The 22,783-nt window shown below is 59.3% G+C and carries 27 protein-coding genes and 1 tRNA gene; 14 read left to right on the top strand and 14 right to left on the bottom strand.

Translation table 11 applies throughout. The annotated features are described in order from the left end of the window. Positions 1 to 29: 29 nt before the first annotated feature. From H043_RS0127270 to H043_RS0127260, 3 genes are read left to right on the top strand one after another with little or no spacing between them, the layout of a single operon-like run. Complete coding sequence (locus H043_RS0127270; protein WP_027614453.1) at positions 30 to 488, top strand: tripartite tricarboxylate transporter TctB family protein; 459 nt, start codon at positions 30 to 32, stop codon at positions 486 to 488. Position 489: 1 nt separating this feature from the next. After that, positions 490 to 2,004 carry a tripartite tricarboxylate transporter permease gene (locus H043_RS0127265; RefSeq protein ID WP_027614452.1) on the top strand — a complete coding sequence of 505 codons (1,515 nt, stop codon included), beginning with the start codon at positions 490 to 492 and terminating at the stop codon, positions 2,002 to 2,004. After that, entirely contained in the window at positions 1,997 to 3,031 is a 1,035-nt protein-coding gene (locus H043_RS0127260) for an AbrB family transcriptional regulator (protein WP_027614451.1), read from the top strand. The genes H043_RS0127265 and H043_RS0127260 overlap by 8 nt, the downstream gene beginning before the upstream one ends. Positions 3,032 to 3,158: 127 nt before the next feature. Here the strand turns inward: H043_RS0127260 and ung are convergent, their stop codons facing one another. Beyond that, positions 3,159 to 3,851, bottom strand: coding sequence for a uracil-DNA glycosylase (gene ung / locus H043_RS0127255; protein ID WP_027614450.1), 693 nt, complete (start codon positions 3,849 to 3,851; stop codon positions 3,159 to 3,161). Between the two features lie 132 nt (positions 3,852 to 3,983). Between ung and H043_RS0127250 the strand changes: the two genes are divergently transcribed. Further along, positions 3,984 to 5,096: an enoyl-CoA hydratase/isomerase family protein gene (locus tag H043_RS0127250; protein ID WP_027614449.1), complete on the top strand. Its 1,113-nt coding sequence runs from the start codon at positions 3,984 to 3,986 to the stop codon at positions 5,094 to 5,096. A gap of 66 nt (positions 5,097 to 5,162) precedes the next feature. Here the strand turns inward: H043_RS0127250 and H043_RS0127245 are convergent, their stop codons facing one another. Beyond that, positions 5,163 to 5,561: a hypothetical protein gene (locus H043_RS0127245; protein WP_007963255.1), complete on the bottom strand. Its 399-nt coding sequence runs from the start codon at positions 5,559 to 5,561 to the stop codon at positions 5,163 to 5,165. Positions 5,562 to 5,740: 179 nt separating this feature from the next. Then, positions 5,741 to 6,004: a hypothetical protein gene (locus tag H043_RS0127240; protein WP_027614448.1), complete on the bottom strand. Its 264-nt coding sequence runs from the start codon at positions 6,002 to 6,004 to the stop codon at positions 5,741 to 5,743. A 373-nt stretch (positions 6,005 to 6,377) separates the two neighbouring features. Here H043_RS0127240 and H043_RS0127235 point away from each other — a divergent pair, with 373 nt between their 5' ends. The 7 genes from H043_RS0127235 to H043_RS0127205 all read left to right on the top strand — a co-directional run bounded on the left by H043_RS0127235 (position 6,378) and on the right by H043_RS0127205 (position 11,583). Continuing rightward, positions 6,378 to 6,608: a cysteine-rich CWC family protein gene (locus H043_RS0127235; RefSeq protein ID WP_027614447.1), complete on the top strand. Its 231-nt coding sequence runs from the start codon at positions 6,378 to 6,380 to the stop codon at positions 6,606 to 6,608. A 33-nt stretch (positions 6,609 to 6,641) separates the two neighbouring features. Then, positions 6,642 to 7,334, top strand: a complete 693-nt coding sequence (locus H043_RS0127230; RefSeq protein WP_027614446.1) for a pseudouridine synthase — start codon at positions 6,642 to 6,644, stop codon at positions 7,332 to 7,334. Between the two features lie 316 nt (positions 7,335 to 7,650). Further along, positions 7,651 to 8,535, top strand: a complete 885-nt coding sequence (locus H043_RS0127225; protein WP_027614445.1) for an alpha/beta fold hydrolase — start codon at positions 7,651 to 7,653, stop codon at positions 8,533 to 8,535. 159 nt (positions 8,536 to 8,694) lie between these two features. Next, positions 8,695 to 8,768, top strand: a tRNA-Gly gene (locus tag H043_RS0127220). A gap of 287 nt (positions 8,769 to 9,055) precedes the next feature. Next, positions 9,056 to 9,373, top strand: a complete 318-nt coding sequence (locus tag H043_RS0127215; RefSeq protein WP_027614444.1) for a helix-turn-helix domain-containing protein — start codon at positions 9,056 to 9,058, stop codon at positions 9,371 to 9,373. Further along, positions 9,366 to 10,625, top strand: coding sequence for a type II toxin-antitoxin system HipA family toxin (locus H043_RS0127210; protein WP_027614443.1), 1,260 nt, complete (start codon positions 9,366 to 9,368; stop codon positions 10,623 to 10,625). Before H043_RS0127215 ends, H043_RS0127210 begins: the two co-directional genes overlap by 8 nt. Before the next feature lie 229 nt (positions 10,626 to 10,854). Further along, positions 10,855 to 11,583, top strand: coding sequence for a class I SAM-dependent methyltransferase (locus tag H043_RS0127205; RefSeq protein WP_027614442.1), 729 nt, complete (start codon positions 10,855 to 10,857; stop codon positions 11,581 to 11,583). 126 nt (positions 11,584 to 11,709) lie between these two features. Here H043_RS0127205 and tam read toward each other — a convergent pair whose 3' ends face one another. Further along, a complete protein-coding gene (gene tam, locus H043_RS0127200; protein WP_027614441.1) occupies positions 11,710 to 12,480 on the bottom strand; it encodes a trans-aconitate 2-methyltransferase in 771 nt (256 codons plus the stop codon). Positions 12,481 to 12,667: 187 nt separating this feature from the next. On the opposite strand from tam, the gene H043_RS0127195 reads away from it, so the two are divergent. Continuing rightward, positions 12,668 to 13,078, top strand: a complete 411-nt coding sequence (locus H043_RS0127195) for a low affinity iron permease family protein (RefSeq protein ID WP_027614440.1) — start codon at positions 12,668 to 12,670, stop codon at positions 13,076 to 13,078. 100 nt (positions 13,079 to 13,178) lie between these two features. On the opposite strand, the gene H043_RS0127190 is transcribed toward H043_RS0127195, so the two are convergent. The 8 genes from H043_RS0127190 to H043_RS0127155 all read right to left on the bottom strand — a co-directional run bounded on the left by H043_RS0127190 (position 13,179) and on the right by H043_RS0127155 (position 19,005). Beyond that, on the bottom strand, positions 13,179 to 13,682 hold the full coding sequence (locus H043_RS0127190) for a DUF4142 domain-containing protein (protein ID WP_027614439.1): 504 nt from the start codon (positions 13,680 to 13,682) through the stop codon (positions 13,179 to 13,181). A 75-nt stretch (positions 13,683 to 13,757) separates the two neighbouring features. Then, a complete protein-coding gene (locus H043_RS30130; RefSeq protein WP_081730298.1) occupies positions 13,758 to 13,916 on the bottom strand; it encodes a KGG domain-containing protein in 159 nt (52 codons plus the stop codon). Between the two features lie 118 nt (positions 13,917 to 14,034). After that, on the bottom strand, positions 14,035 to 15,384 hold the full coding sequence (locus H043_RS0127180; protein WP_027614437.1) for a bifunctional diguanylate cyclase/phosphodiesterase: 1,350 nt from the start codon (positions 15,382 to 15,384) through the stop codon (positions 14,035 to 14,037). Between the two features lie 79 nt (positions 15,385 to 15,463). Next, a complete protein-coding gene (locus H043_RS0127175; protein ID WP_027614436.1) occupies positions 15,464 to 16,102 on the bottom strand; it encodes a LysE family translocator in 639 nt (212 codons plus the stop codon). A 60-nt stretch (positions 16,103 to 16,162) separates the two neighbouring features. Next, complete coding sequence (gene fos, locus H043_RS0127170; RefSeq protein WP_027614435.1) at positions 16,163 to 16,579, bottom strand: fosfomycin resistance glutathione transferase; 417 nt, start codon at positions 16,577 to 16,579, stop codon at positions 16,163 to 16,165. Positions 16,580 to 16,582: 3 nt separating this feature from the next. Next, entirely contained in the window at positions 16,583 to 17,299 is a 717-nt protein-coding gene (locus tag H043_RS0127165; RefSeq protein WP_027614434.1) for a hypothetical protein, read from the bottom strand. A 37-nt stretch (positions 17,300 to 17,336) separates the two neighbouring features. Further along, positions 17,337 to 18,071: a hypothetical protein gene (locus H043_RS0127160; protein ID WP_027614433.1), complete on the bottom strand. Its 735-nt coding sequence runs from the start codon at positions 18,069 to 18,071 to the stop codon at positions 17,337 to 17,339. Between the two features lie 22 nt (positions 18,072 to 18,093). Beyond that, on the bottom strand, positions 18,094 to 19,005 hold the full coding sequence (locus tag H043_RS0127155; RefSeq protein WP_027614432.1) for a LysR substrate-binding domain-containing protein: 912 nt from the start codon (positions 19,003 to 19,005) through the stop codon (positions 18,094 to 18,096). A 77-nt stretch (positions 19,006 to 19,082) separates the two neighbouring features. Here H043_RS0127155 and H043_RS0127150 point away from each other — a divergent pair, with 77 nt between their 5' ends. Next, complete coding sequence (locus H043_RS0127150; protein WP_027614431.1) at positions 19,083 to 19,571, top strand: DMT family transporter; 489 nt, start codon at positions 19,083 to 19,085, stop codon at positions 19,569 to 19,571. 146 nt (positions 19,572 to 19,717) lie between these two features. Here H043_RS0127150 and yiaY read toward each other — a convergent pair whose 3' ends face one another. Beyond that, positions 19,718 to 20,866: an L-threonine dehydrogenase gene (gene yiaY, locus H043_RS0127145; protein WP_027614430.1), complete on the bottom strand. Its 1,149-nt coding sequence runs from the start codon at positions 20,864 to 20,866 to the stop codon at positions 19,718 to 19,720. A 153-nt stretch (positions 20,867 to 21,019) separates the two neighbouring features. On the opposite strand from yiaY, the gene H043_RS0127140 reads away from it, so the two are divergent. Next, entirely contained in the window at positions 21,020 to 22,039 is a 1,020-nt protein-coding gene (locus H043_RS0127140) for a DUF4917 family protein (protein WP_027614429.1), read from the top strand. A gap of 99 nt (positions 22,040 to 22,138) precedes the next feature. On the opposite strand, the gene H043_RS0127135 is transcribed toward H043_RS0127140, so the two are convergent. After that, the gene (locus H043_RS0127135) at positions 22,139 to 22,681 is read right to left on the bottom strand and encodes a helix-turn-helix domain-containing protein (protein ID WP_027614428.1); all 543 of its coding nucleotides are present in this window, start codon (positions 22,679 to 22,681) and stop codon (positions 22,139 to 22,141) included. Positions 22,682 to 22,783: the final 102 nt, after the last annotated feature.

Raw genomic sequence — 22,783 nt, 5'->3', positions numbered from 1 at the left:
GCATCGAGGCCTCGGCACAGGAGTTTCCCATGCTCTTACAACGCATTTTCGCCTCGGTGCTATTGCTGGCCTGCGTCGGCCTGGCGCTGATGGCGTGGCCGTATCAAGCGGCTTTTTCTTACGAACCAGTCGGCCCGCGCGCCTTTCCTCTGCTGATGCTCGGCCTGATGGGCGTGGCGCTGCTGTACATGGTGTTCCGCCCGGCACCGATCAAACACAGCGAAGACGAGCCACCGCTGGATCGCGAAACCCTGACCAAGATCGGCATCTGCGTGCTGTTGCTGCTGGTGTTCGCCGGCCTGTTCGAACCGCTGGGCTTCATCCTCAGCAGCATCCTGATCGGCATCCCGATGGCGCGCCTGTATGGCGGTCGCTGGCTACCGAGCATTGTGGTGACAACGTTGATGGCCATCGGTCTGTACCTGCTGTTCGACCGTCTGATGGACGTTCCACTGCCTCTGGGCCTGCTCGACGTTCTGGAGAACTGATATGGATACTCTCGGTTATTTGGGTCAGGGCTTCGGCGTCGCGCTGAGTCCGTACAACCTGGTCACGGCCCTGACCGGCACGCTGATCGGCACCGTGGTCGGGCTGTTGCCGGGCCTGGGTCCGATCAATGGCGTGGCCCTGCTGATCCCGATCGCCTTTGCCCTCGGCCTGCCGCCGGAGTCGGCGCTGATTCTGCTGGCGGCGGTGTATCTGGGTTGCGAATACGGCGGGCGGATCAGCTCGATCCTGCTGAACATTCCGGGCGAAGCCTCCACCGTGATGACCACCCTCGACGGCTATCCGATGGCGCGTCAGGGTCTGGCCGGTGTCGCCCTGTCGCTGTCGGCGTGGAGTTCGTTCATCGGTGCGTTCATCGCCACCTGCGGCATGGTGCTGTTCGCCCCGTTACTGGCGAAATGGGCGATTGCCTTCGGCCCGGCGGAATACTTCGTGTTGATGGTGTTCGCGATTGTCTGCCTCGGCGGCATGGCCGGTGATCGACCGCTGAAGACTTTTATTGCGGCGTTGATCGGGCTATTTCTGTCGACCGTCGGCATCGACGCCAACAGCGGCGTATACCGCTTCACCGGCGACAACATTCACCTGACCGACGGCATCCAGTTCGTGGTGCTGGTACTGGGTCTGTTCTCGGTCAGTGAAATCCTCCTGCTGCTGGAAAAAACCCATCGCGGTCAGGAAGCGGTGAAAGCCACCGGGCGCATGATGTTCAACTTCAAGGAAGCGGCGTCGGTGTTCGTGGTGAACATCCGTTGCGGCCTGCTGGGTTTCATCATGGGCGTGTTGCCGGGTGCCGGCGCGACGCTGGCCAGTGCTGTGGCCTACATGACCGAAAAACGCATCGCCGGTGCCGGCGGCAAATTCGGTCAGGGTGACGCCCGTGGCCTTGCCGCTCCGGAAACCGCGATCGGCGCTTCGGCCTGCGGCGCACTGGTGCCGATGCTGACCCTCGGCGTACCCGGTTCGGGCACCACCGCCGTGATGATCGGCGCGCTGTCGCTGTACAACATCACCCCGGGGCCGCTGCTGTTCCAACAGCAACCGGACATCGTCTGGGGCCTGATCGCTTCGTTGTTCATCGCCAACATCATGCTGGTGATCCTCAACATCCCGATGATCCGCATCTTCACCCGCATCCTCGCCGTGCCGAACTGGGCACTGGTGCCGGTGATCGCGATCATCACCGGGATAGGCGTCTACGCCGTGCATGCGACCACTTTCGACCTGTTCCTGATGGTCGGCATCGGCATCTTCGGCTACATCCTGCGCAAGCTGGATTTCCCGCTGTCGCCCGTGCTGCTCGGGTTCATCCTCGGTGGGCTGATGGAACAGAACCTGCGTCGTGCACTGTCGATCTCCAACGGTGCGCTGGAAATCCTCTGGTCGAGCCCGATCACTTTCGGCGTGTGGATCCTGACCGCGATCATGTTGCTGATGCCTCTGCTGCGCATCTGGCGCAAACGCTCGGCGGCGCAACGCGCCATCGCCGATGTCTGATCGGTCTTCCCTCCGAAGCTGGTGGGCGACCCCGCTGGTCGGTCTGCTTGGCGGTTTCATCGCCAGCCAGATCGGCTGGCCACTGCCGTGGATGGTCGGCTCGTTGCTGGCGATCATCCTCGTGCGCTGCCTGACTCCGTGGCAACTCACGGAAATCCCCGGCGGGCGCAAATGCGGCCAATGGATTGTCGGCATCGGCATCGGCCTGCACTTCACCCCGTTGGTGATGGAGCAGGTGCTGAGTCATTTCGGATTGATCTTCTTCGGTGCCCTGGTCACCAGCCTGTCGGCGGTGGTCGGGGTGTGGTTGATGCGCCGCACCGGCGAAGATCGCGCCACGGCGTTTTTCTCAAGCATGCCCGGCGGCTCCGGGGAGATGGTCAACCTCGGCGCGCGCAATGGCGCGCTGCTCAGCCATGTCGCCGCGGGGCAGAGTCTGCGGGTGCTGGTGGTGGTGCTGTGCGTGCCCGCCGCGTTCAAGTATCTGCTGGGCGACGGCACGCCGATTTCCCACGCCGGCAACGTCGATTGGCGCTGGCTGGCGATTCTGTTTCCTACGGGCGCCCTGCTCGCTTGGCTCTGGCAGCGTTTGCGTCAACCCAATCCGTGGCTGTTCGGCCCGTTGCTGGTCAGTGCCACGGTGAGCATTGCCTGGGATTTGCACATCGGCCTGCCGGACGGTGGAAGCCAGATCGGCCAGTGGCTGATCGGCAGCGGGCTGGGCTGTCACTTCAACCGACAGTTCTTCCGCCGCGCGCCGTCATTCATGGGCCGTACGCTGATCGGCACGGCGCTGACCATGTTGATCGCGACATTGGCGGCTTTGGGCTTGAGTGCGCTGACCCATCTGGATCTGCGTTCGCTGACGTTGGGCATGATGCCCGGGGGGATTGCCGAGATGAGTCTGACGGCGGAGACCCTGCAACTGTCGGTGCCGCTAGTGACGGCGATGCAGGTGATGCGGCTGCTGTTTGTACTGTTTCTGGCGGAGCCGTTGTTCAAGTACTGGAACCGTAATCCCGAGTAATACCGCGCCGCCCTTTTCGCGAGCAGGCTCGCTCCCACAGGGTTTTGAGGTGTTCACACAATCTGTGGCAACCACAGGAACCTGTGGGAGCGAGCCTGCTCGCGAAGGGGCCCGCCCATTCAACCCATCAAATCGGCGGCAGACGCCACTCAATTGGCTCTTCGCCATTTTGCTCGAGAAACTTGTTGGTCCGACTGAAATGCCCGCAGCCGAGGAAGCCACGATAAGCCGACAACGGCGACGGATGCACCGACGTCAGCACCAAATGCTTGGTCGCATCAATCAGCTTCTGTTTGCTCTGCGCATGCGCACCCCACAGCATGAACACCAGATGCGGCTGGCGTTCGCTGACCACCTCAATGATCCGGTCGGTGAAGAACTGCCAGCCCTTGTCCTTATGCGCGTTGGCATTGGCCCGCTCGACGGTCATGGTGGTGTTGAGCATCAGCACGCCCTGATCGGCCCAGCTCTGCAGGTAGCCGTGGTCGGGAATGTCGATGTTCAAGTCGCGCTTCAACTCTTTATAGATGTTGACCAGCGACGGCGGCGCCGGCACGCCCGGTTGCACCGAGAAGCACAAACCATGGGCCTGGCCCGGGCCGTGATACGGGTCCTGGCCGAGGATCACCACTTTGACTTTATCCAGCGGCGTCGAATTCAGCGCATTGAAAATCAGCGGTCCCGGCGGATAGATTTCCTTGCCGGCCGCCCGCTCCTGCTGCAGAAAATTGCGCAACTCTGCCATATAAGGCTGGTCGAATTCAGCACGCAGTGCCTCCTTCCAGCTCGGTTCGAGTTTGATACGGTCGTCAGCAGTCATGGTCATACCCGGCAAAAACAATGGGGCGAACCCTAGGAAAGCCGACCACGCTTGTCAATTGATCTGACACAGATCCGGCACTTTCCCACACAGCGATCATACTGAACGCTCAATTTCCCGATCGAGGTCACGATGAATCCGCACTTCGAAGAACTCACCGGCACCGACGGCGCCCGCCTCGGGATCGCCAGCCTGGATGCTGAAAAGTCGCTCAACGCGCTGTCCTTGCCGATGATCAATGCGCTGAGCGACAAACTGAACGCCTGGGCCAAGGATCCACAAATCGTCTGCGTGCTGCTGCGCGGCAACGGCGCCAAGGCGTTCTGCGCCGGCGGCGAAGTGCGCAGCCTGGTGGAGGCCTGCCGCGCCCACCCCGGTGAAGTCCCGCCACTGGCGGCGCAGTTTTTCGCCGCGGAATATCGCCTGGACTACAGCCTGCACACCTACCCCAAACCGCTGATCTGCTGGGGCCACGGTTACGTGCTCGGCGGCGGCATGGGCCTGTTGCAAGGCGCGAGCACGCGGATCGTCACGCCGAGCAGTCGCCTGGCGATGCCGGAGATCACCATCGGTCTGTACCCGGACGTCGGTGCCAGTTGGTTTCTCTCACGGTTGCCGGGCAAGCTCGGCTTGTTCCTCGGTCTGACGGGTGCACACATGAACGGCCGCGATGCGATCGATCTGGATCTGGCCGACCGTTTCCTGCTTGAAGAGCAGCAACCGCAGTTGATCGAAGGCCTGCTGCAACTCAACTGGCAGGAACAGACCGACATGCAGCTCAACAGTCTGTTCAAGGCCCTGCAACAGGAAGCCGTCGGGCAGATGCCCGAGGCGCAGTGGTTACCCCGCCGTCAGCGGATCGACGAACTGCTCGACGTCAGCGACGTCACCTGTGCCTGGAAAGCCATCAGCCTGCAACGCGACAGCAGCGACCCGCTGATCGCCCGCGCCGCGAAAACCCTGAGCGAAGGCTCGCCGCTGACCGCGCATCTGGTCTGGGAACAGATCCTCCGCGCCCGCTATCTGTCGCTGGCTGAAGTGTTTCAGATGGAATACACCCTGAGCCTCAACTGCTGCAGGCACCCGGAATTCAGCGAAGGGGTTCGCGCGCGGCTGATCGACAAGGATCAGAAACCGCACTGGCATTGGCCGGACATCAATAACGTCCCGGACGCGGTGGTGGAAGCGCATTTTCACAAGGTCTGGGAAGGTCGGCATCCGTTGGCGGATCTGACGCAATACTGAACGCCCGGTAAATCGCAGGCACAAAAAAAGCGGCGCTCAATGCGCCGCTTTTTTGTTTGCGGATGATTACCAGCGACCGCCTCGCCCGCCGTGGTCACCGCGGTTACCGTGATGATCACGGCCGCCACGGTCACGATCCCAACCACCACCGCGGTGCCCGTCCCAGCGCCCGCGATCGTTGTCGTGCCAGCGGCGGCTCTCGTAGTAGCGCGGCGCTGGTTGGTAGTAGCGTGGCGCCGAGTAGTAACGCGGAGCCGGTTGGTAGTAACGCGGGGCCGCCTGATAGTAGCGCGGGGCCGAGTAATAGGTGCTGCCACCGCTGTAATAGGTGCCGCCAGTGTTGTAGTAAGCCGGAGCGGGTGAGGTGTAGACCTCCGAGCTGTAATAACTGTCTGCGTAGGAGTAGGGAGCGCAACCGGCAACGGAAAACATCATCGCAGCAAGTAGAAGAATTCGTCGATACATGGCGGCCTCCTGGACCGCGGGTAGCCACACCAGCGACGCTGGCAGGCATCAGTCGTTTATTCGGTGACTGACGAAACATCTGACAGCGTTTTCCGAATCTGGTGCGCTTCCGTAACAAGTTGAAACATGTGATTGATGAAATCCTGTTCATTTGGAAACCACTGTCATTCAGCCGCTGATCAGTGGTGCCCACCGTGATAGCCGCCGCCGTGATAACCGCGTCCGTAACCGCCGCGATAGCCGTGACCACCGTAGTAATAGCGCCCACCACCGTAGTAGCGCGGGCCGTAATAACCGCCGTAGTAATACGGCGAGTAATAGCCTGGATAGTAGTAAGTGGCAGGGTAAGCATCGTAAGGACCGGCGTAGTAATAACACCCGGACAGACCCAGGCCGAGCACCGCTCCCAGCAGCACCCGGCGCAACAGTTTGGAAGTAACCATGACGGCCTCCTGAAAGACCTGCGGCCGCAGCAGGACAGCGCAGCCGACACAGTTTTGACTGTCAGGTCCGGGGCAAGTGCCGGGCGCGTAAAGGCTTCAGATCAGCGGTGTCAGTCACACTGAAAATCCTCTGTGGGAGCAGGCTTGCTCGCGAAAGCGGTGGGTCAGTGACGAATCACTGACTGACAGGACGCCTTCGCGAGCAAGCCCGCTCCAACAGTTAGCCTGCGTAATGCCCAGGAATACATCGGTGCCACCACCGTACATGCTGATGACACCTTGCATATCCTGCTGTCTCGGGCCGATCATGCGATGTAGCAGGCCAGACAAACTGGCCGTAACCGCAATTGCGTGGAAATGCCTTACTCGTCCTATGCCTGATTCCGACATCAAACCCGACCTCTGCCCGGCCTGCGGCGCGCGCAACGACTGCAGCCTGGCTGACCCACGCACTGCCGACCAGGCCTGCTGGTGCTATGCCGTGAGCATCGATCCGGCAGTGCTTGAAGCCTTGCCCGCAGCGATGCGCAATCAATCCTGTCTGTGCCCGCGCTGCGCGCAGGTCGAGGCGCAACTGCAAGCAGCGCCGCGGCCGATCCCGTAAGATACGCGCCCCTTTATCCGCCGATTCCTGACCATGCGCGTCGACCGCTTCCTCAGCAACCTGCCCCGCTACAATCGTCAGCAAGTTCGCCTGTTGCTGGTGGAAAAGCGCGTGCGGATCGACGGAAAAGTCGTCAGCGACCCGCACAGCGAAGTGCTGGAATTCAGCCGCGTCGAAGTCGACGAAGAAGTGCTGCAACTCGGCAAACCGGCACGCTACTTCATGCTGCACAAGCCGCCGGGGTGCGTCAGCGCCACTCGCGATCCGCAGCACCCGACGGTGCTTGACCTGATCGATGAACCGGACAAGGACGACCTGCACATCGCCGGTCGCCTCGACTTCAACACCACCGGACTGATGTTGATCACCAACGATGGCAGCTGGTCGCGACGCCTGACCCAACCGCAGACCAAACTGCCGAAGGTCTATTACATCGAGACCGAACAGGAGATCGGGCCGCAATACGCGCTGACGTTTGCCGATGGCATCTACTTCGCCTTCGAAAACCTGACCACGCAACCGGCGCAACTCGAAGTGCTCGGCCCGAGGGCGGCGCGTCTGAGCATCGTCGAGGGTCGCTACCATCAGGTGAAGCGCATGTTTGGTCACTTCAACAACAAAGTCTTGCGCCTGCACCGCGAATCCATGGGCCCGCTGTCGCTGGATAACGCGCTAAAACCGGGCGAGTACCGCGCTTTGCGCACCGAAGAGATCCATTTGTTCTAAGCCGGCGACCGCTCAGCAGAAGTTGTCGAACAATTTACCAACGGCACTTGCGCGATCCCCATCCCACTGCTTGAATCAGGACGTCGGCCAAATTGTGACCGATGAGTCACCACATACTTCCAAGAAACTTTTTGCCGGTCGTCAGCCCCTTGGGTTGCGCCTCAGCCGGCAGACTGCCCGCCAATAACAACACCCGTCGACCGCAGTCATGGATCGACATGGGCCAAGCAAATTCCAGGCGTATGCCTACCTGTCACAAAGCTCGTGCAATCTCTATTTGCGCGCATACCCGCTTGCTTGCCAGGAGTCTTATGACATGAGGCCAGAAATCGCTGTGCTGGATATACAGGGTCAGTATCGGGTTTACACGGAGTTCTATCGCGCAGACGCCGCAGAAAAGACCATCATCCTGGTCAACGGCTCGATGGCCACGACTGCGTCGTTTGCACAAACTGTGAAAAACCTGCACCCGCAATTCAACGTGGTTTGCTACGACCAGCCCTACGCGGGCCGGTCGAAAATCCACAATCGTCACGAGAAACATCTCACCAAAGAAGTCGAAGGGCAGATCCTGCTGGAGCTGATCGACCACTTCGGCGCCGAACATGTGCTGTCGTTTTCCTGGGGCGGCGCAGCCACCCTGGTTGCCCTGGCCCATCAGCCGCGGCGTATCGAGAAAGCCGTGATCAGCTCGTTCTCGCCGGTGATCAACGCACACATGCTTGATTACCTTGAGCGCGGTGTCGATTACCTCGGCCAGCGCGATGGCGACCGCGTCGGGCACCTGGTCAACAGCACTATCGGCAAACACCTGCCGTCACTGTTCAAGCGCTTCAACTATCGCCACGTCAGCAGCCTGGCCGAACACGAATACGGGCAGATGCACTTCCACATCAGTGACGTACTGCACAGCGATCGCCAGTGCTATTTGAATGCGGCGAAGAAGATCAACGTGCCGGTGTTGTTTCTCAACGGCGAATGGGATGAATACACCGCCGCCGAAGACGCCCGGATATTCGGCAACCATGTGGCGCACAGCACCTTCACCACGCTGCAGGCCACCGGCCACTTCCTCGACATGGAGCACAAGGCTGCATGCCGCGATAGCCAGAACGCCTTGCTCGGTTTCCTGAAACCCTCAACGCAGTCGAGCCGAACGCGTTACGCGTTCGTCCAGGATCACCATGCATTGGCCATTTGAAAAAGCGTCGTCGCGAGCGAGTCTGTGGGGTTGAAAAACCAGCATTGATTGTCCTGCAGATTTGCCCGCGAATGACCGTTTTCAATGCTGTAACGCGCTGCGAGCAAAAGAAAAACTTCAAATCTGCGCCCGACTCTGGTACAAAGTCAGCCGCTCTGAGCGGGTATAGTTTAGTGGCAAAACGAAAGCTTCCCAAGCTTTAGTTGAGGGTTCGATTCCCTCTACCCGCTCCACTCATTCAGGTCTCACGTCGTGTTATGACGGGGGATGCAGGAACAGAAAAACCGGCCTACAGGGCCGGTTTTTTTGTGTCCGGGATTTTGTGGGAAGGCACCATGAATGATGATTCTCCTGATTCGGACCTCTCCTCAACCAAATTTGAATAATTCCATTTTTCTGTGGGTTATTGCGATTTTTAAAAGATAAGCCACAATAAACAGGAATAACGCATGGATGACAATTTCCTGGATAAATCCAGAATTACCGGGTTTAAAGTAGCTTTTGAGGTGTAAGACCCATTATGTTGGATTTGAGCCTTAGCAAGCCAAGTGAGATCGTCAAGCGGATCTGTGAACGCCTGCGCACTGATCGACTCGCTCTGGAGATGACACAAGCAGATGTGGCCGCACGTGCCGGCATCGGAACCAACACGGTATCCAATCTTGAGGCCGGGCGTAATGTGGGCTTCGAAAATCTGGTGCGCGTCGCCATGGTACTTGGACGCAGCAAGGAACTCGAAAATCTGTTCCTGCCAAAGCTTGAAACTCTGGACGACATCCTGCGCTACGAAAACAGCGCCAAGCGTCAACGCATCAAAAGGAAATCCGAAAATGCTTGAGCGAGTGGACGTCTACTACGAAGGCTGGGGTGAACATTGGCAGTGGGGCACGCTGGCTTCCACCACAGCTCTGACCGGTCGGCCGCTGGTCGTGTTTGAGTACAGCGACGAAGCGAAAAAAAGAGGACTCGAACTTTCGTCCCTGAAACTTCCTTTACAAGGCGCAAAATTAAGCCGGGATTTCCCGCAACATCAGTTGGGATTGCCAGGCCCCGTCTATGACTCGCTGCCCGACGGTTGGGGCATGCTGCTGATGGATCGTCTATTCAAACGTCGCGGCCTGAATCCCGCACGCATCGGCCCCTTGGAGCGACTGGCCTACATTGGCAACAATGCCATGGGCGCCATGTCGTTCAAGCCTGTGGCGCCTGACGTACTAGAACCGCAGATGCATGTTCCCATTGAATTGCTTGCAGCCGAAGTGCAGCAAGTGCTCAAAGGTGAAGGGGGTGAGCTTCTTCAGAAGTTGTTGCTGGTGGGAGGATCTCCGCAAGGTGCCAGACCAAAAGCTCTGGTCTATCGCGATCCTGATACCGGGACGTTCACCACTGCCGCCACTCCGGATTTTGAAGCATGGCTGGTGAAATTCCCGGCCCAGCACGAACACCCCGAAGTGTGCGCTATCGAAATGGTCTATGCCGAGTGCTTGCGCCTCTGCGGCATTCAAACACCAGACACGCAATACTTCAGTCTGTCAGACGGAATGGCTGCCTTCGCCAGCAAACGCTTTGATCGACAGGACGGGCTGCGCGTCCCCATGCAAAGTCTCGCAGCTTTCACCGGAGCAGATTTTCGATCCCCTGGAGCATTGGACTACGTCAACTTCCTGCGCGCGACGCAGAGATGCACCAATGATGTACGAGAAAAAGCTCGAGCGTTCGAGCGAGCTGTATTCAACGTTGCGTTCCACAATCGAGACGATCACCCCAAAAACTTTGCCTACACCATGTCACGAACTGGCGACTGGAAATTAGCCCCGGCTTACGATGTGACCTTTTGCGAGGGGCCGGGTGGGTATCACCAGATGGATGTGATGGGCGAAGCGCTGGAAATCGACCGAAAGGCCATGCTTGGACTGGCAGAAGAGGCGGAGGTTGGTGCCTATGAGGCAGGAGTTATAATTGAGCGCTTTTGCGACGTATCCAGCCAATTCTCGACTGTGGCAAATGATCTTTATCCTGGCGTGATCACTCAGGAAACCCTGCGTACCATTCAAAGCCGAATTGATCACAACATCAAGTTGTTGCGATGACTGCATATCCTTGCAAATCACACTTTTTGAAACCCTGAAGATTTTTCCGACATTACAGATCCACAACAAACCACGGTTCTCACCATCCCCACGACCCGCTAGCATTTCCACTTCACCCACCAACCCTCCCCCCTGCGCGGCCATCGACGAATACGCGTTTTGACTTTCGAGGGACTCCATGGCGCGGCCCCTGTGCCGCTGATGACCGAACTCAAAAGAGCACTTTCCCATGACGCAAAACATTTACGACGACCCCGAATTTTTTCACGGTTACAGCCAAATGAACCGTTCAATCGGCGGCCTCGATGCCGCACCGGAGTGGCCGGCGCTCAAGGCGTTGCTGCCATCGATGCACGACTTGAATGTGGTCGACCTCGGCTGCGGCTATGGCTGGTTCAGCCGTTGGGCCAGTGAACATGGCGCCGCCCATGTGCTGGGGCTGGATGTCTCGGAAAAGATGCTGGAGCGCGCGCGCGAAACCACAGCGGCGGCGAACATCCGCTATGAACGCGCCGACCTCGAACATCTCGACTTGCCGGCCTGCAGTTTCGATCTGGCCTACAGTTCGCTGGCGCTGCACTACATCAAGGATCTGGCCGGACTGTTCGCCCATCTGTACGCGGCGCTGAAACCGGGTTCGCATTTTGTGTTCTCCATCGAGCACCCGATCTTCATGGCCCCGCGCAATCCAGGCTGGCTGGTCGACAGCGATGGCCACAAGCGCTGGCCGCTGGACAGCTATCAGATGGAGGGCGAGCGGGTGACCCACTGGCTGGCCGACGGGGTGATCAAGCAGCATCGCACGATGGGCACGCTGTTGAATTCGTTGATCGCGGCGGGTTTTGCCATTCGCCATGTCAATGAATGGGGGCCGAGCGATGCGGAGGTGGCGGCGCAACCAGCGCTGACTGAAGAGCGGGAGCGGCCGATGATGTTGTTGGTGGCGGTGCAGCGCTAATTCGCGGCATATGCATTGTGGCGAGGGAGCTTGCTCCCGCTGGGGCGCGAAGCGCCCCGAATATCTTGGGCCTGCTCCGCAGTCCAGCGGGAGCAAGCTCCCTCGCCACAGAATGGGTGTTTGCCGTTACCGAGTCGCGACGATAAATAGCCGTGGAAACGGCAACAGCACCGAACCATCCGGCAACGCCGGATAAGCCTCGGCAACCGCCGCCATATACTGCGTGAGATATTGCGCCCGCTCCTCTTCAGTCAGCGGGCTCAGAAACGGAATCAAGCCACTGCCCTTGAACCACTCCACGATCCCCGCCGCTCCACCGGACAACTGATGGTGATAGGTAGTACGCCACACATCGACCCGCGAACAGTGCGGACGCAACATCGCGAAGTATTCTCTGGCACTCGCCATGTCGGTGCGCTGTCCGGCGGCGCCTGCCAGTTTCGCGGCCCACGGGCCGTTGGCGGCAACTTCGCGCATCAGTCGATGGGAAGGTTCGTTGAGGTTATCCGGCATCTGGATCGCCAGACTGCCACCGTCCGAAAGTTTATCCGCCAACGCCGGCAGCAACGTCGCGTGATCCGGCACCCACTGCAACACAGCGTTGGCGAAGATCACATCGAACGGGCCTTGATCCGCCCAACTATCGATTTCCGCGACTTCGAACTGTAACTGCGGCAGCCGCTTGAGCGCCGCGTCAATCATGTCCGCCGAGCTGTCCAGGCCCCGGACCTGCGCCTGCTCAAAACGCTGCACCAGCAGCTCGGTGGAGTTACCCGGACCGCAACCGATATCGACCACCGATCGCGCCTGAACCGTGGGAATCGCCGCCAGCAGATCACGGGCCGGGCGAGTGCGTTCATCTTCGAAAGCGACGTATTGTCTGGCGGACCAACTCATTGCGTTCTCCAGTCGGGACATTCCTGCGGTTCGTCACAATACAGGCAGCGCTGCGGACAGTTCCAGAGAGGCTTATTGCAAGGGATGTCTCCGCCTTCACAATTATTGGCAGGAGTCATTTGTAAGTAGAATTTTCATCGCGCCCCGGATGTCTGAATTTCAAGCTCTCCCAATAAGGAACATCGCAATGAAATTCGCGAAAATCTCCCAGACCCTGGCCCTCTGGGCCGGTAGCCCGAAAACCTTCATGGGCGCGTTGATCCTGATTTTTCTGTGGGGGTTGAGTGGGCCGATTTTTGATTTCAATGACACCTGGCAACTGATCATCAACACCTCGACCACGATCATCACTTTTCTGATGGTGTTCCTGATTCAGAACACGCAGAACCGTGATACCGACATCCTGCACCTGAAGCTTGATGAGTTGTTGCGGGTGAACAAGGAAGCGCAGAACGCAATGCTCGGGCTGGAATCGCTGGATCTCAAGCAACTCGAGGCGCTGCGCAAGCATTACCGCAGCCTGGGGGAAAGCGAGGTATTCGATCTTGAAGGGCTGGGGGAGAAGAGCAAGCCGAAGCAGGATTTGAATGACTGCTAAGTAAAGTTGAACAAAACAAAAGATCGCAGCCTGCGGCAGTTCCTACACCGTTCTATGTAGGAGCTGCCGCAGGCTACGATCTTTTGATTGGCAGTTGGTATCAGCGACTGGCTTGCAGCGCTCGGGCCATTTCCAGATGGCTTTGCAGTTTTGGCAGCGTCTCGTCGGCAAATGCCTTGATTTCCGGTACGTCGGTCGACTGCGCTTCCTGCTGGATCTGCTGGATGGCCTCTTCGGTCGCTTTCACCTGGCTCGCGGCGTAGGCCTGGTCGAAGGTTTCACCGTCCTTGACCTGAGGGATCATGGTCTTGGCCTTGTCGGCAATTTCTTCACGGGGAGCGACCGGCAGATCGAGTTTCTTCGCGATCTTCGCCAGATGCTGGTTGGCCGTGGTGCGGTCATTGATTACGACAATGGTGTAATCCTTGACCTCTTTGGATTCGGATTTCTGGTGCGCCAGCCGGCTGGCTTCAATGTCGGCCATGCCTTTGGCGGACGCATCGTTGATGAAGTCGGCAGGCGACTGGGCGAATGCTGTGCCCGCGAACAAACCCAACAGCGTGGCAAAACTGAAACGACGTATCTGGGTGGCCATCCGGCTCATGGTCGCGCCCTCCTATCTCTGCAAATTCAAGCGGGGGCTTGCGCCCCCGCCTCTCAATCAAAACTACCTCACCGACTACTTCGACTTCTGAGCTGGCTTGCGGCCCATTTCGGTTTTCGCAGGCTCTTTGTCGACTGTCGTGGTGGTGGTTTTCCCACCTTTGCGACCGGCTTCAGACGCCTTCGTTCGATCGTTGGAGAAGTTTCCCGAGTTCGAGTTTCTTGAATTAGGCATGATTCTCTTCCTCTTGGTGTTGATCGTTGGCGAGCAGATGCCCGCCTAGATTGAGAATTGCCGGACTGCCAAAGGTTTAGAAAAGTTGCCCGCGCCGCGACGAACGGCGCGCACTGTTTCAGCTATCCACCGCCCGATGATTGAGGCGTTTGGCGGCGTACATCGCTTGGTCGGCATGCCGGAACAATTGTTGCTCCTCACTGCCATGTTCGGGATAACGGGCCACGCCGATGCTCGGTTCGATATACAGGTTGTGACCGTCCAGGCGCATCGGCTGCACCAGCACCTGGCGGATTTTTCCGGCCACGATGTCGGCGTCTTCAGCGGCGTGAACGCTGTGCAACAGCACCACGAATTCGTCGCCACCGATGCGCGCCACGGTATCGGTATCACGTACGCAGCCCTTGAGCCGACTCGCCACCGTTTGCAGCAGCATGTCGCCGACCGCATGGCCAAAGGTGTCGTTGACCTGTTTGAAACGATCCAGATCGACGTACAGCAGCGCCATGTTTCCCGAGGTATCACGGGCAGCGGCCAGCGCAGCCTTGAGGCGGTCTTTGAGCAACCCGCGATTGGGCAACTGGGTCAGTTGATCGTATTGCGCCATGCGCTTGAGCCGCGCGTGCAACTGCTGGCGCTCGATGGCGGTGGCGACCTGGGCGCAGACGTATTGCAGCAGTTCCTTGTCCTGCTCGGTGTAACGCTCGCCGCCCGGCAGGCTTTTGACAATCAGCGCACCGATGGTGCCGTTCTTCGAATTCAGCGGCACACCGAGCCAGCACGGTGAGTCCTGCCCCGCCACCAGCGCGGCGAAGTCGGGCGAGGCGTCGGGGCTGTCCGGCGTCAGCAGAATCGGCTGACCGCTGCGGATGACCTCCGCACACAAACGCCCGGTAACGGTGCCAGGTTGCTCGGGCTGCAATTCGAGATCGTCGACGTGATAGGGAAAATTCAGCTGCGCACAGTGCTCGTCGTACAGCGCCACGGAGAAATTCAGCGCCGGCAGCCATTCGCCGATGATCAGGTGGATGCGCTTGAACAGCGCCAGCAAGTCTTCGGCGACATGCGCCGCTTCGGAAATCGCGTACAGCGCAGCCTGACGCGATTCCGCCTGCTTGCGCTCGGTGATGTCGCGGGCCACGGCGATGCGCAGTTGATCGACCTCCGACCAGCGCGCCGACCAGAGGATGTTGACGATGCGGCCATCCTTGCGCACGTAACGGTTTTCAAAGTTGTGCTTGGGTTCGCCGCTCATGATGTCGTGGGCGGCGGCCAAGGTGCGCTGGCGGTCTGCGGGATGCACCAGTTCGATCATCGACCGGCCGATCAACTCGTCAGGCGTATAACCAAAAATACGCTCGCAGGCAGCACTGACAAAAACGAAACGGCCCTGCCTGTCCACCGCGCAGACGGCATCCAGCAACAGGTCCATATAACTCGCCAACGGCGCGGAATTTCGGCTTTCCATGGTTCAGCGTGGGTGTCCGGACAATGCAGCACTGTTCAACCATCCCTGACCCTTTGTTCACGCATCCCTGCACACAACTTCAAGCCTTGTTCGGCAGCAATCCCGGTAGTGCGTGCATCAGTGCGTTGATCGCAAAACCGATGAACATCACGCCACACAAACGCGTGATCATCAGCTCGTGGCGCTGATACAGCGTGCGCACCCGTCGGGCGCCGACAACGCCGATCAAGATAGCGTAAGCCAGCAATCCGCCGAGAAAGCTCAGGGCGATCAGCGCCGGCAACATCGACCAGTTGAGCAGTTCGGCGCGGCTCGACAGCAGCGCCGTAAACGTCGCCACCGCCACCGGGTACGCCTTGGGATTGGTCAGGCCGAACAGGATGCCGTGCCAGAACGGCTGACGCGCTGCGCCCTGTGGCTGATCAGCGCTGCGCCGCTGGGCTCGCACTGCGCGCCAGCCAAGCCAGAACAGGTACAAGCCGCTGAGCACACCCAGCACATCGAATGCGGTGCTGCCGATCTCGCGGGCACCGACGATGGCGATCAGCGCGGTGCTGCACCAGACCACATCGCCAAGCAAATGCCCACAAAGAAACCCGGCCCCGGCCCGTCGCCCATGCGCCGCGCCAATGCCGAACACTGCCAGAACGCCCGGCCCGGGCGTGATGCCGTAAATGAAACCCGAGGCCAGAACGGCCATTAGCAGCGATGGAGTCATGGAAAACCTGCTGGCGCCAGTACAAATGATGGCCAGTCTATATCAGCCCAATGTGTCTGATCACGACGCGTCGTAAAAACGCATGCCCGTGTACGGTTTCAACCGACAGGCTGCCAGTCGCGAAGCCAGATCACCGACGTGAACCTCAAGCTTGTGGCCATCAGGGTCAAGAAAGTAGAACGACGCACCTTCGCTGCGGTTGTCGCGCCATTCCTTCACATTCGCCGCTTTTAGCGTCTGCACAAACAATGGAAAATCTGCCTCGGCGAGGCTGAACGCGTAATGGGTGTAGTCGACGGACGGCTCGGTGGTGCGCTGCGCATCCAGCGACAGACACAACCACAGCCCCGGCAGCGACAGATAGGCACCGGCGTCCCACGAGGCTTCGACGCGCAGACCCAATACATCGCGATAGAACGCCAGGCTACGGGGCAAATCACTGACGGCGAGGGTCAGGTGGTTGAGGCCGGTGAGCATGATTCAGTAACCTCTGAGATCTTCAGGGACGTTGTACTGCTGGCCATCGTACGTCAGGGTGATCTGTTTTTTCTTCAGGTCGGTGTTTGTCGAAACGCACTGATTGCCGGACTTGGTGTTTTTCATTTTGCTGCCGGTGGTGGTGACGATCAGATCGGCGAAACCATTGTGGCTCGTTGGAGCGATCTCGAGGGTCCGGCGGATTTTTTTGCTGTAGCCCTCGCAGTCATTCACGAACTCACCGTTGTCCTTGAAGACCACCAGGCCTTCAAGCACCGGACGTAACTCGTCCCCCTCGCGAACATACAGCGCCAGATCGGTTTTCTCGTAGGGCATGGCGTGGGAACTGTGCGCGAATTTCGCTCGCAGCCCAAAAGCGCGGATATCCGGCGTCAAACGGTAGCGCGCCGTGTCGATGCGCACATCATCCAGGCGCACGGCATCGGAGTTGTAGGCCCCCGGCTTACGGTAGGTGGCGATGGGTTTGGCGTTGCTCGCATTGAGCAGCGCCAGATCCAGATCGAACGCCCCGGCATCGTCACCACCAGAATCGGCCAGATAGGTGGATTTGACCGAAATCGCCTGACTCGGGAACGCCGGCCAGACGTTGCAGCGTGACATGGATTTGCCGTCGAAACTCTTGGTGGTGCAGGCGGCGTGGGCGTGGGGGGTGATGGCCAGCAAACCGAGGGCGATCAGGAGTCTGGTGGGGTTGAGCATGGTTCTTCCTTGATAAGTGTCGTGTTGGGCTGGCGGGTTACAGGCCTTGGAAACCGTTTGGCAAAACGTAGGATTTTCCGTCGTAGTGCAATGTTGTCAAAACGGGTTTGTTGTCAGTGGTTTTAGTTTTACATGCGTCTCCCGTCCCCACACTTGTTGTGTCTTTCTCCAAGGTTTTGACAATCAGATCTGCATAGCCGTGAGAGCTCGTTTTAGCGATTTCTACCGTTCTTGAAATCTCATATCGCTCGCCTTCGCAGTCACCATCCCACTCGCCGCCATACCGATAAACCACTAATTTATCCAATACCGGGCGCAATTTTTCGCCCTCTTTCACGTAGAGCGAAAGCAGGTTTTCTTCCATCGGATTGATTCGGGATCCGTTAGTGGATAACGCACGTACGCCAAAGGCACGAAGTTCGGCAGTCAGTGCGTAGCGAGCCGTATCGAGCGTTATTTCTCGCAAACTGACGCCATCCAATACAAATGCAGCCGCTTTGTAATACGTCGCAATGGGCTTCGATTGAGCAGTGTCCAGAACGGACAAGTCGAAATCGTAGGTACTCAGCGCTTCTGGGTCATCAGATGGGGATCCGCGCTTAAACTGTGCAGTGGCGTTGATGGTTAATCCTGGATATGCAGGCCACTCCTTGCAGACAGAAAGATCCAGATCTTCTGCCATCGGTGTTGGCACGCAACCAGCCAACACCTGCCCCGCCATCAACCACCCACTCAGGGCCACCCACCCGATCCATCCAGACTTCACTGTCACATCCCACTCCTTGATAACGTTTTCAGCCGCGCACTATCCCCTCCTCAATCCGGCGATTCAACCAGTTCAACGCCTGATCCCCACCCCGGCGCTTATGCCACGCCAGCACAAACGTGAACGGCGCAATCTCGAACGGTGGCGGCAGCACAATCAATTCCTGCTGATCAATCTCGCACACGCTGCGCGACGACACCGTGAGAATCAGATCCGTACCGCTGATCAACTCGGGGGCGACGTTCCAGTGCGGCAGGCTGATGGCGACGCGGCGGCGTTCGCGCAGTGAGGTCAGCGCCCGCTCGATTTCCGGGGTGCCGCTGCCGCGCATTTCCAGCAAAACATGCGGGCGCGACAGGTAGGTCGGCAAATCCAGTACGCCGTCGGCCAGCAAGCTGCGGCGATCCAGCAGGCAGACGTAGCGCTCTTCGAACAGCACGCTGCTACGCAACTCGTTGGGCATTTCCGGGAACACCCCGGCGGCCACGTCGATGTCGCCGTTGAGCACCCCCTCCAGCATGCCTTCGCGGCTGGCGTGGCTGATTTGCAGGTCGATGCCCGGTGCCTCGCGGCGCAAGGTGCGGATCAGTCCAGGCAGGATGATGGCCGCGCCGTAGTCGGACATTGCCACACGAAAGGTCCGCCGCGCAGTGGCCGGATCGAAAGTGTTCGGCGCCAGCAGCGACTGCACCTGGGCCAACGCTTCGGCCAGTGGCGCAACCAGTTCCAGCGCCCGCGCCGTAGGCACCAGCGTCGAACCGGCGCGCACCAGCAGCGGATCGCCGAGCAAGTCGCGCAGCCGCGCCAGCGCATGGCTGACCGCCGGTTGACTCAGGTGCAGCCGCTCGGCAGCGCGGGTGACGTGTTGCTCGCTGAGCAAGGCATCGAGGACCACCAGCAGGTTCAAATCAATACGGCGTAGATCATTCATCTCGTGCATGTTCTGGATGACAAAACGGAATTTAAATCTGCTCGACGAATACTCTAGAGTCCAGAAAAACCTGTTGGAGAGTGAGCATGAGTACGTTGCAGTGGGTTGGCTTGTTGCTGCTGGCCGCGTTTGCCGGGGCGGTGGTGCCGTTTCAAAGTGCGATCAACAGCAACCTGGCGCGGGGGCTTGGCCATCCGCTATGGGCAACCTTGGCCTCGTTGCTGGTGAGTGTGTTGGTGCTGTTGCCGGTGATTCTGGCGTTGCGCCTGCCGCTGCCGTCGCTGGGTTTTATCAGCAAGGCGCCGTTGTGGATGTGGGCTGGCGGTGCGTTCGGCGTGTGCTTTGTGGCGCTGGCGGTGATGTTGCTGCCGAAGCTCGGCGCGTCGGGGTTTGTTGCGCTGGCCTTGGCCGGCCAGGTGATTGCGTCGATGCTGCTGGATCACTTCGGGTTGTTTGGGCTGGTGGAGAAACAGCTGACGGCGTCGCGGGTATTGGGCGCGTTGTTGCTGATTGGCGGGGTGGTGTTGATTCAGTTTGGTGGGGTGTTTGAGCGGAATGTGGCGGCGGTTGGCTGATCTGAGAGCTCATGGTTTTGTGGTGTTGACGAGTCAGTCTTCGCGAGCAGGCTCGCTCCCACAGTTGATCGCATTTCAACTGTGGGAGCGGGCTTGCTCGCGAAAGGGCCGGTGAGTTCGGCTAAAAAATATCAGGACGGCGCATCTCAAAACGCATTACGGAAAATCTCCTCGATCTGCCGCTGATCCGCCGCCCGTGGGTTGGTCAGACCGCACGCGTCTTTCAACGCGTTGGTGGCGAGCACTGGAATATCGCTGAGCTTGGCGCCGAGTTCACGCAGGCCGCCGGGAATATCGACGTCCTTGGCCAGACAACGGATCGCGTTGATCGCCGCCTGAGCGCCCTCTTCCGGGCTGAAACCACGGATGTCCGCACCCATGGCGTGAGCGACGTCAGTCAGGCGTTCGGCACAGATCAACGCGTTGAAGGTCTGCACATGCGGCAGCAGCACGGCGTTGCACACGCCATGGGGCAAGTCGTAGAAACCGCCCAACTGGTGGGCCATGGCGTGCACGTAGCCAAGCGATGCGTTGTTGAACGCCATGCCGGCGAGGAACTGCGCGTAAGCCATGTTTTCCCGCGCCGCGAGGTCGCTGCCGTCACGCACGGCCAGGCGCAGGTTGTTGCTGATCAGGGTCATGGCCTTCAGCGCGCAGGCGTCGGTGATCGGGTTGGCCGCAGTCGAAACGTAGGCTTCGATGGCGTGGGTCAGCGCGTCCATGCCGGTGGCGGCAGTCAGGCTTTTCGGCATCGCGACCATCAGGGCCGGGTCGTTGACCGACAGCAGCGGCGTGACGTTGCGGTCGACGATGGCCATTTTCACGTGGCGCGATTCGTCGGTGATGATGCAGAAACGGGTCATCTCGCTGGCGGTGCCGGCGGTGGTGTTGATGGCGATCAGCGGTAATTGCGGCTTGCTCGATTGATCGACGCCTTCGTAGTCGCGGATCTGCCCGCCGTTGGTCGCACACAGAGCAATGCCCTTGGCGCAGTCATGGGGCGAACCGCCGCCCAGCGACACCACGAAATCGCAGCGACTGTCCTTGAGCAGCGCCAACCCGGCCTCGACGTTGGCGATGCTCGGATTCGGTTTGGCGCCGTCGAAGATCACCGAATCGATGTCCTGCATCGCCAGTTTTTCGGCAAGCATGGTCGCCACGCCAGCCTTGGCCAGCCCCGCGTCGGTGACGATCAGCGCCTTGCGAAACCCATAGTTGCGGATCGCAACCATGGCCTCGTCGAGGCATCCATTGCCCATGATGTTTACCGCCGGAATGAAAAAGGTGCTGCTCATGCGCGTCTCCTGACTGGGGCCGAATCGACTGCTCCGATACGGCGGATGTGCACAGGATCGACCGATCGGTCACCACCGATGTTGATCTGGCTCAATGCCCGCTCGTGATAAAGTCGCCGTCCATCCGCCCTTTGTTTTGAGACTGCCCACTCAATGACCGATTTTCTGGACGTCGACGCCACCCTCGAAGACTGGAGCGCCCTGCGCGCCACCGCCGACTTCAACGGTCTGCTGGTGGGCAATGGCGCCAGCCGCGCGGTGTGGGACGATTTTGGCTATGACTCGCTGTTCGAAAACGCGCGCACCGTGGAGGAGAAACCGCTGAGCCCATCGGAGCTGAGCGTGTTCGACGCGATGCAGACGCGCAGCTTCGAGCAGGTACTCGGCGCGCTGAAAACCACCAGCCGGGTCAACAAGGCGTTGGCCGTCAGCTCGGCGGCACCGCGCAATCGCTACTATGCGATCAAGGAAGCGCTGATCAACAGCGTGCACGCGGTGCACATTCCATGGCGCCTGGTGCAGGCCTCGACCCTGGCCACGCTCAATGAAGAACTGGCGCGGTATCGCACGGTGTTCACCACCAATTACGACCTGCTCAGCTACTGGGCGATCCAGCACCGCAGCGAGGCGATCGACGACCTGTTCAACGGTCCCGACGCCAGTTTCGATCTGAGCGCAAGCAGCAGCGCCAAACCGCGTCTGTTGTATCTGCACGGCGGGCTGCACCTGGTGCGCAATCAGGACGGCGCCGCGCGCAAACTGACCTCGACCGAGGGCACCCTGCTCGGCAGTTTCGCGATCAACAACACAATCAAGACCCTCGACGACGTGCCGCTGTTCGTCAACGAAGGGCCGAGCGCAGACAAGCTCAAGACTATCCGCAGTTCGGATTATCTGTCGTTCTGTTATGAGCAGTTATTGGGACACGCGCAGAACCTGTGCATCTTCGGTCATGCGCTGGGCGAGCAGGATGCGCACATCGTGAGGGCACTGCGTCTGGCAAAACCGGCGAGCGTGGCGATCTCGATTTATCCGCGCAGTGCGGCGTTCATCCAGCATCAGAAACGCCATTACGCCAAGGTGTTCGAGGGCACCGGGATTGCGTTGCGGTTTTTTGATGCGAAGACGCATGCGTTGGGGAGTCCGAAGCTTTCGGTTCCCGTCGAGATTTGATGTAAGCAGTACTGACGCCTTCGCGAGCAAGCCCGCTCCCACCTTGGAATGCATTCCAAATGTGGGAGCGGGCTTGCTCGCGAAGATTTTTCTGGCGGCTCATTCTTCCGAGCTGTGCACCACCACCAGCAACTGCGCCTGCACCTCGCCCACCGACCTGATCCGGTGCGGCTTCTGCGCGTTGAAGTGCAGCGCATCGCCACGTTCGAGCAGCACCCGCTCGTTCATGAAATCCACTTCCACCTGCCCTTCGTGGACGAACAGAAACTCCTCGCCCAAATGCTCCTTGAAGGTCTTGTCGGTGAACTCGCGCGGCGGGTAGATGATGAACGGCAGCAGGTTGCGTTCGCTGACCTGATGCGCCAGCACCGCATACCCCGGGCTCTGATCGTTGGCCGCCAGTGACTGGCGTTCGTGGCTGCGTACCAGGCTATAGCTGTCGAGGCTGACGTTGTCTTCGGAGAACAATTCCTCGACCTTCACGTTCAGTGCCTTCGCCAGTTTCAGCGCGGCCGCAATCGACGGGGTGTTCAGCCCGCGCTCGACCTTCGACAGATAACTCTTGGTCATGCCGGATTTTTCCGCCAGCGCCTCAAGTGTCACGCCAAGTTTTTTTCTCAACAATTTCAAACGGATAGACATGCGCAGCAGTTATTCCATCAAGGAAACGACGATTGATGCTTGCTTATGACACTTTGTGTCATATAGGCTCTTTAGTGTCATTTGCAATCACCCAAAGGACAC

Origin of the sequence: Pseudomonas sp. URIL14HWK12:I6 (assembly GCF_000514195.1) — a bacterium.
In the GTDB taxonomy this organism is placed as follows: Bacteria; Pseudomonadota; Gammaproteobacteria; order Pseudomonadales; family Pseudomonadaceae; genus Aquipseudomonas; species Aquipseudomonas putida_A.
The sequence above is the reverse complement of the archived record's forward strand: the minus strand, read 5'-3'. Positions and strand labels throughout refer to the sequence as shown.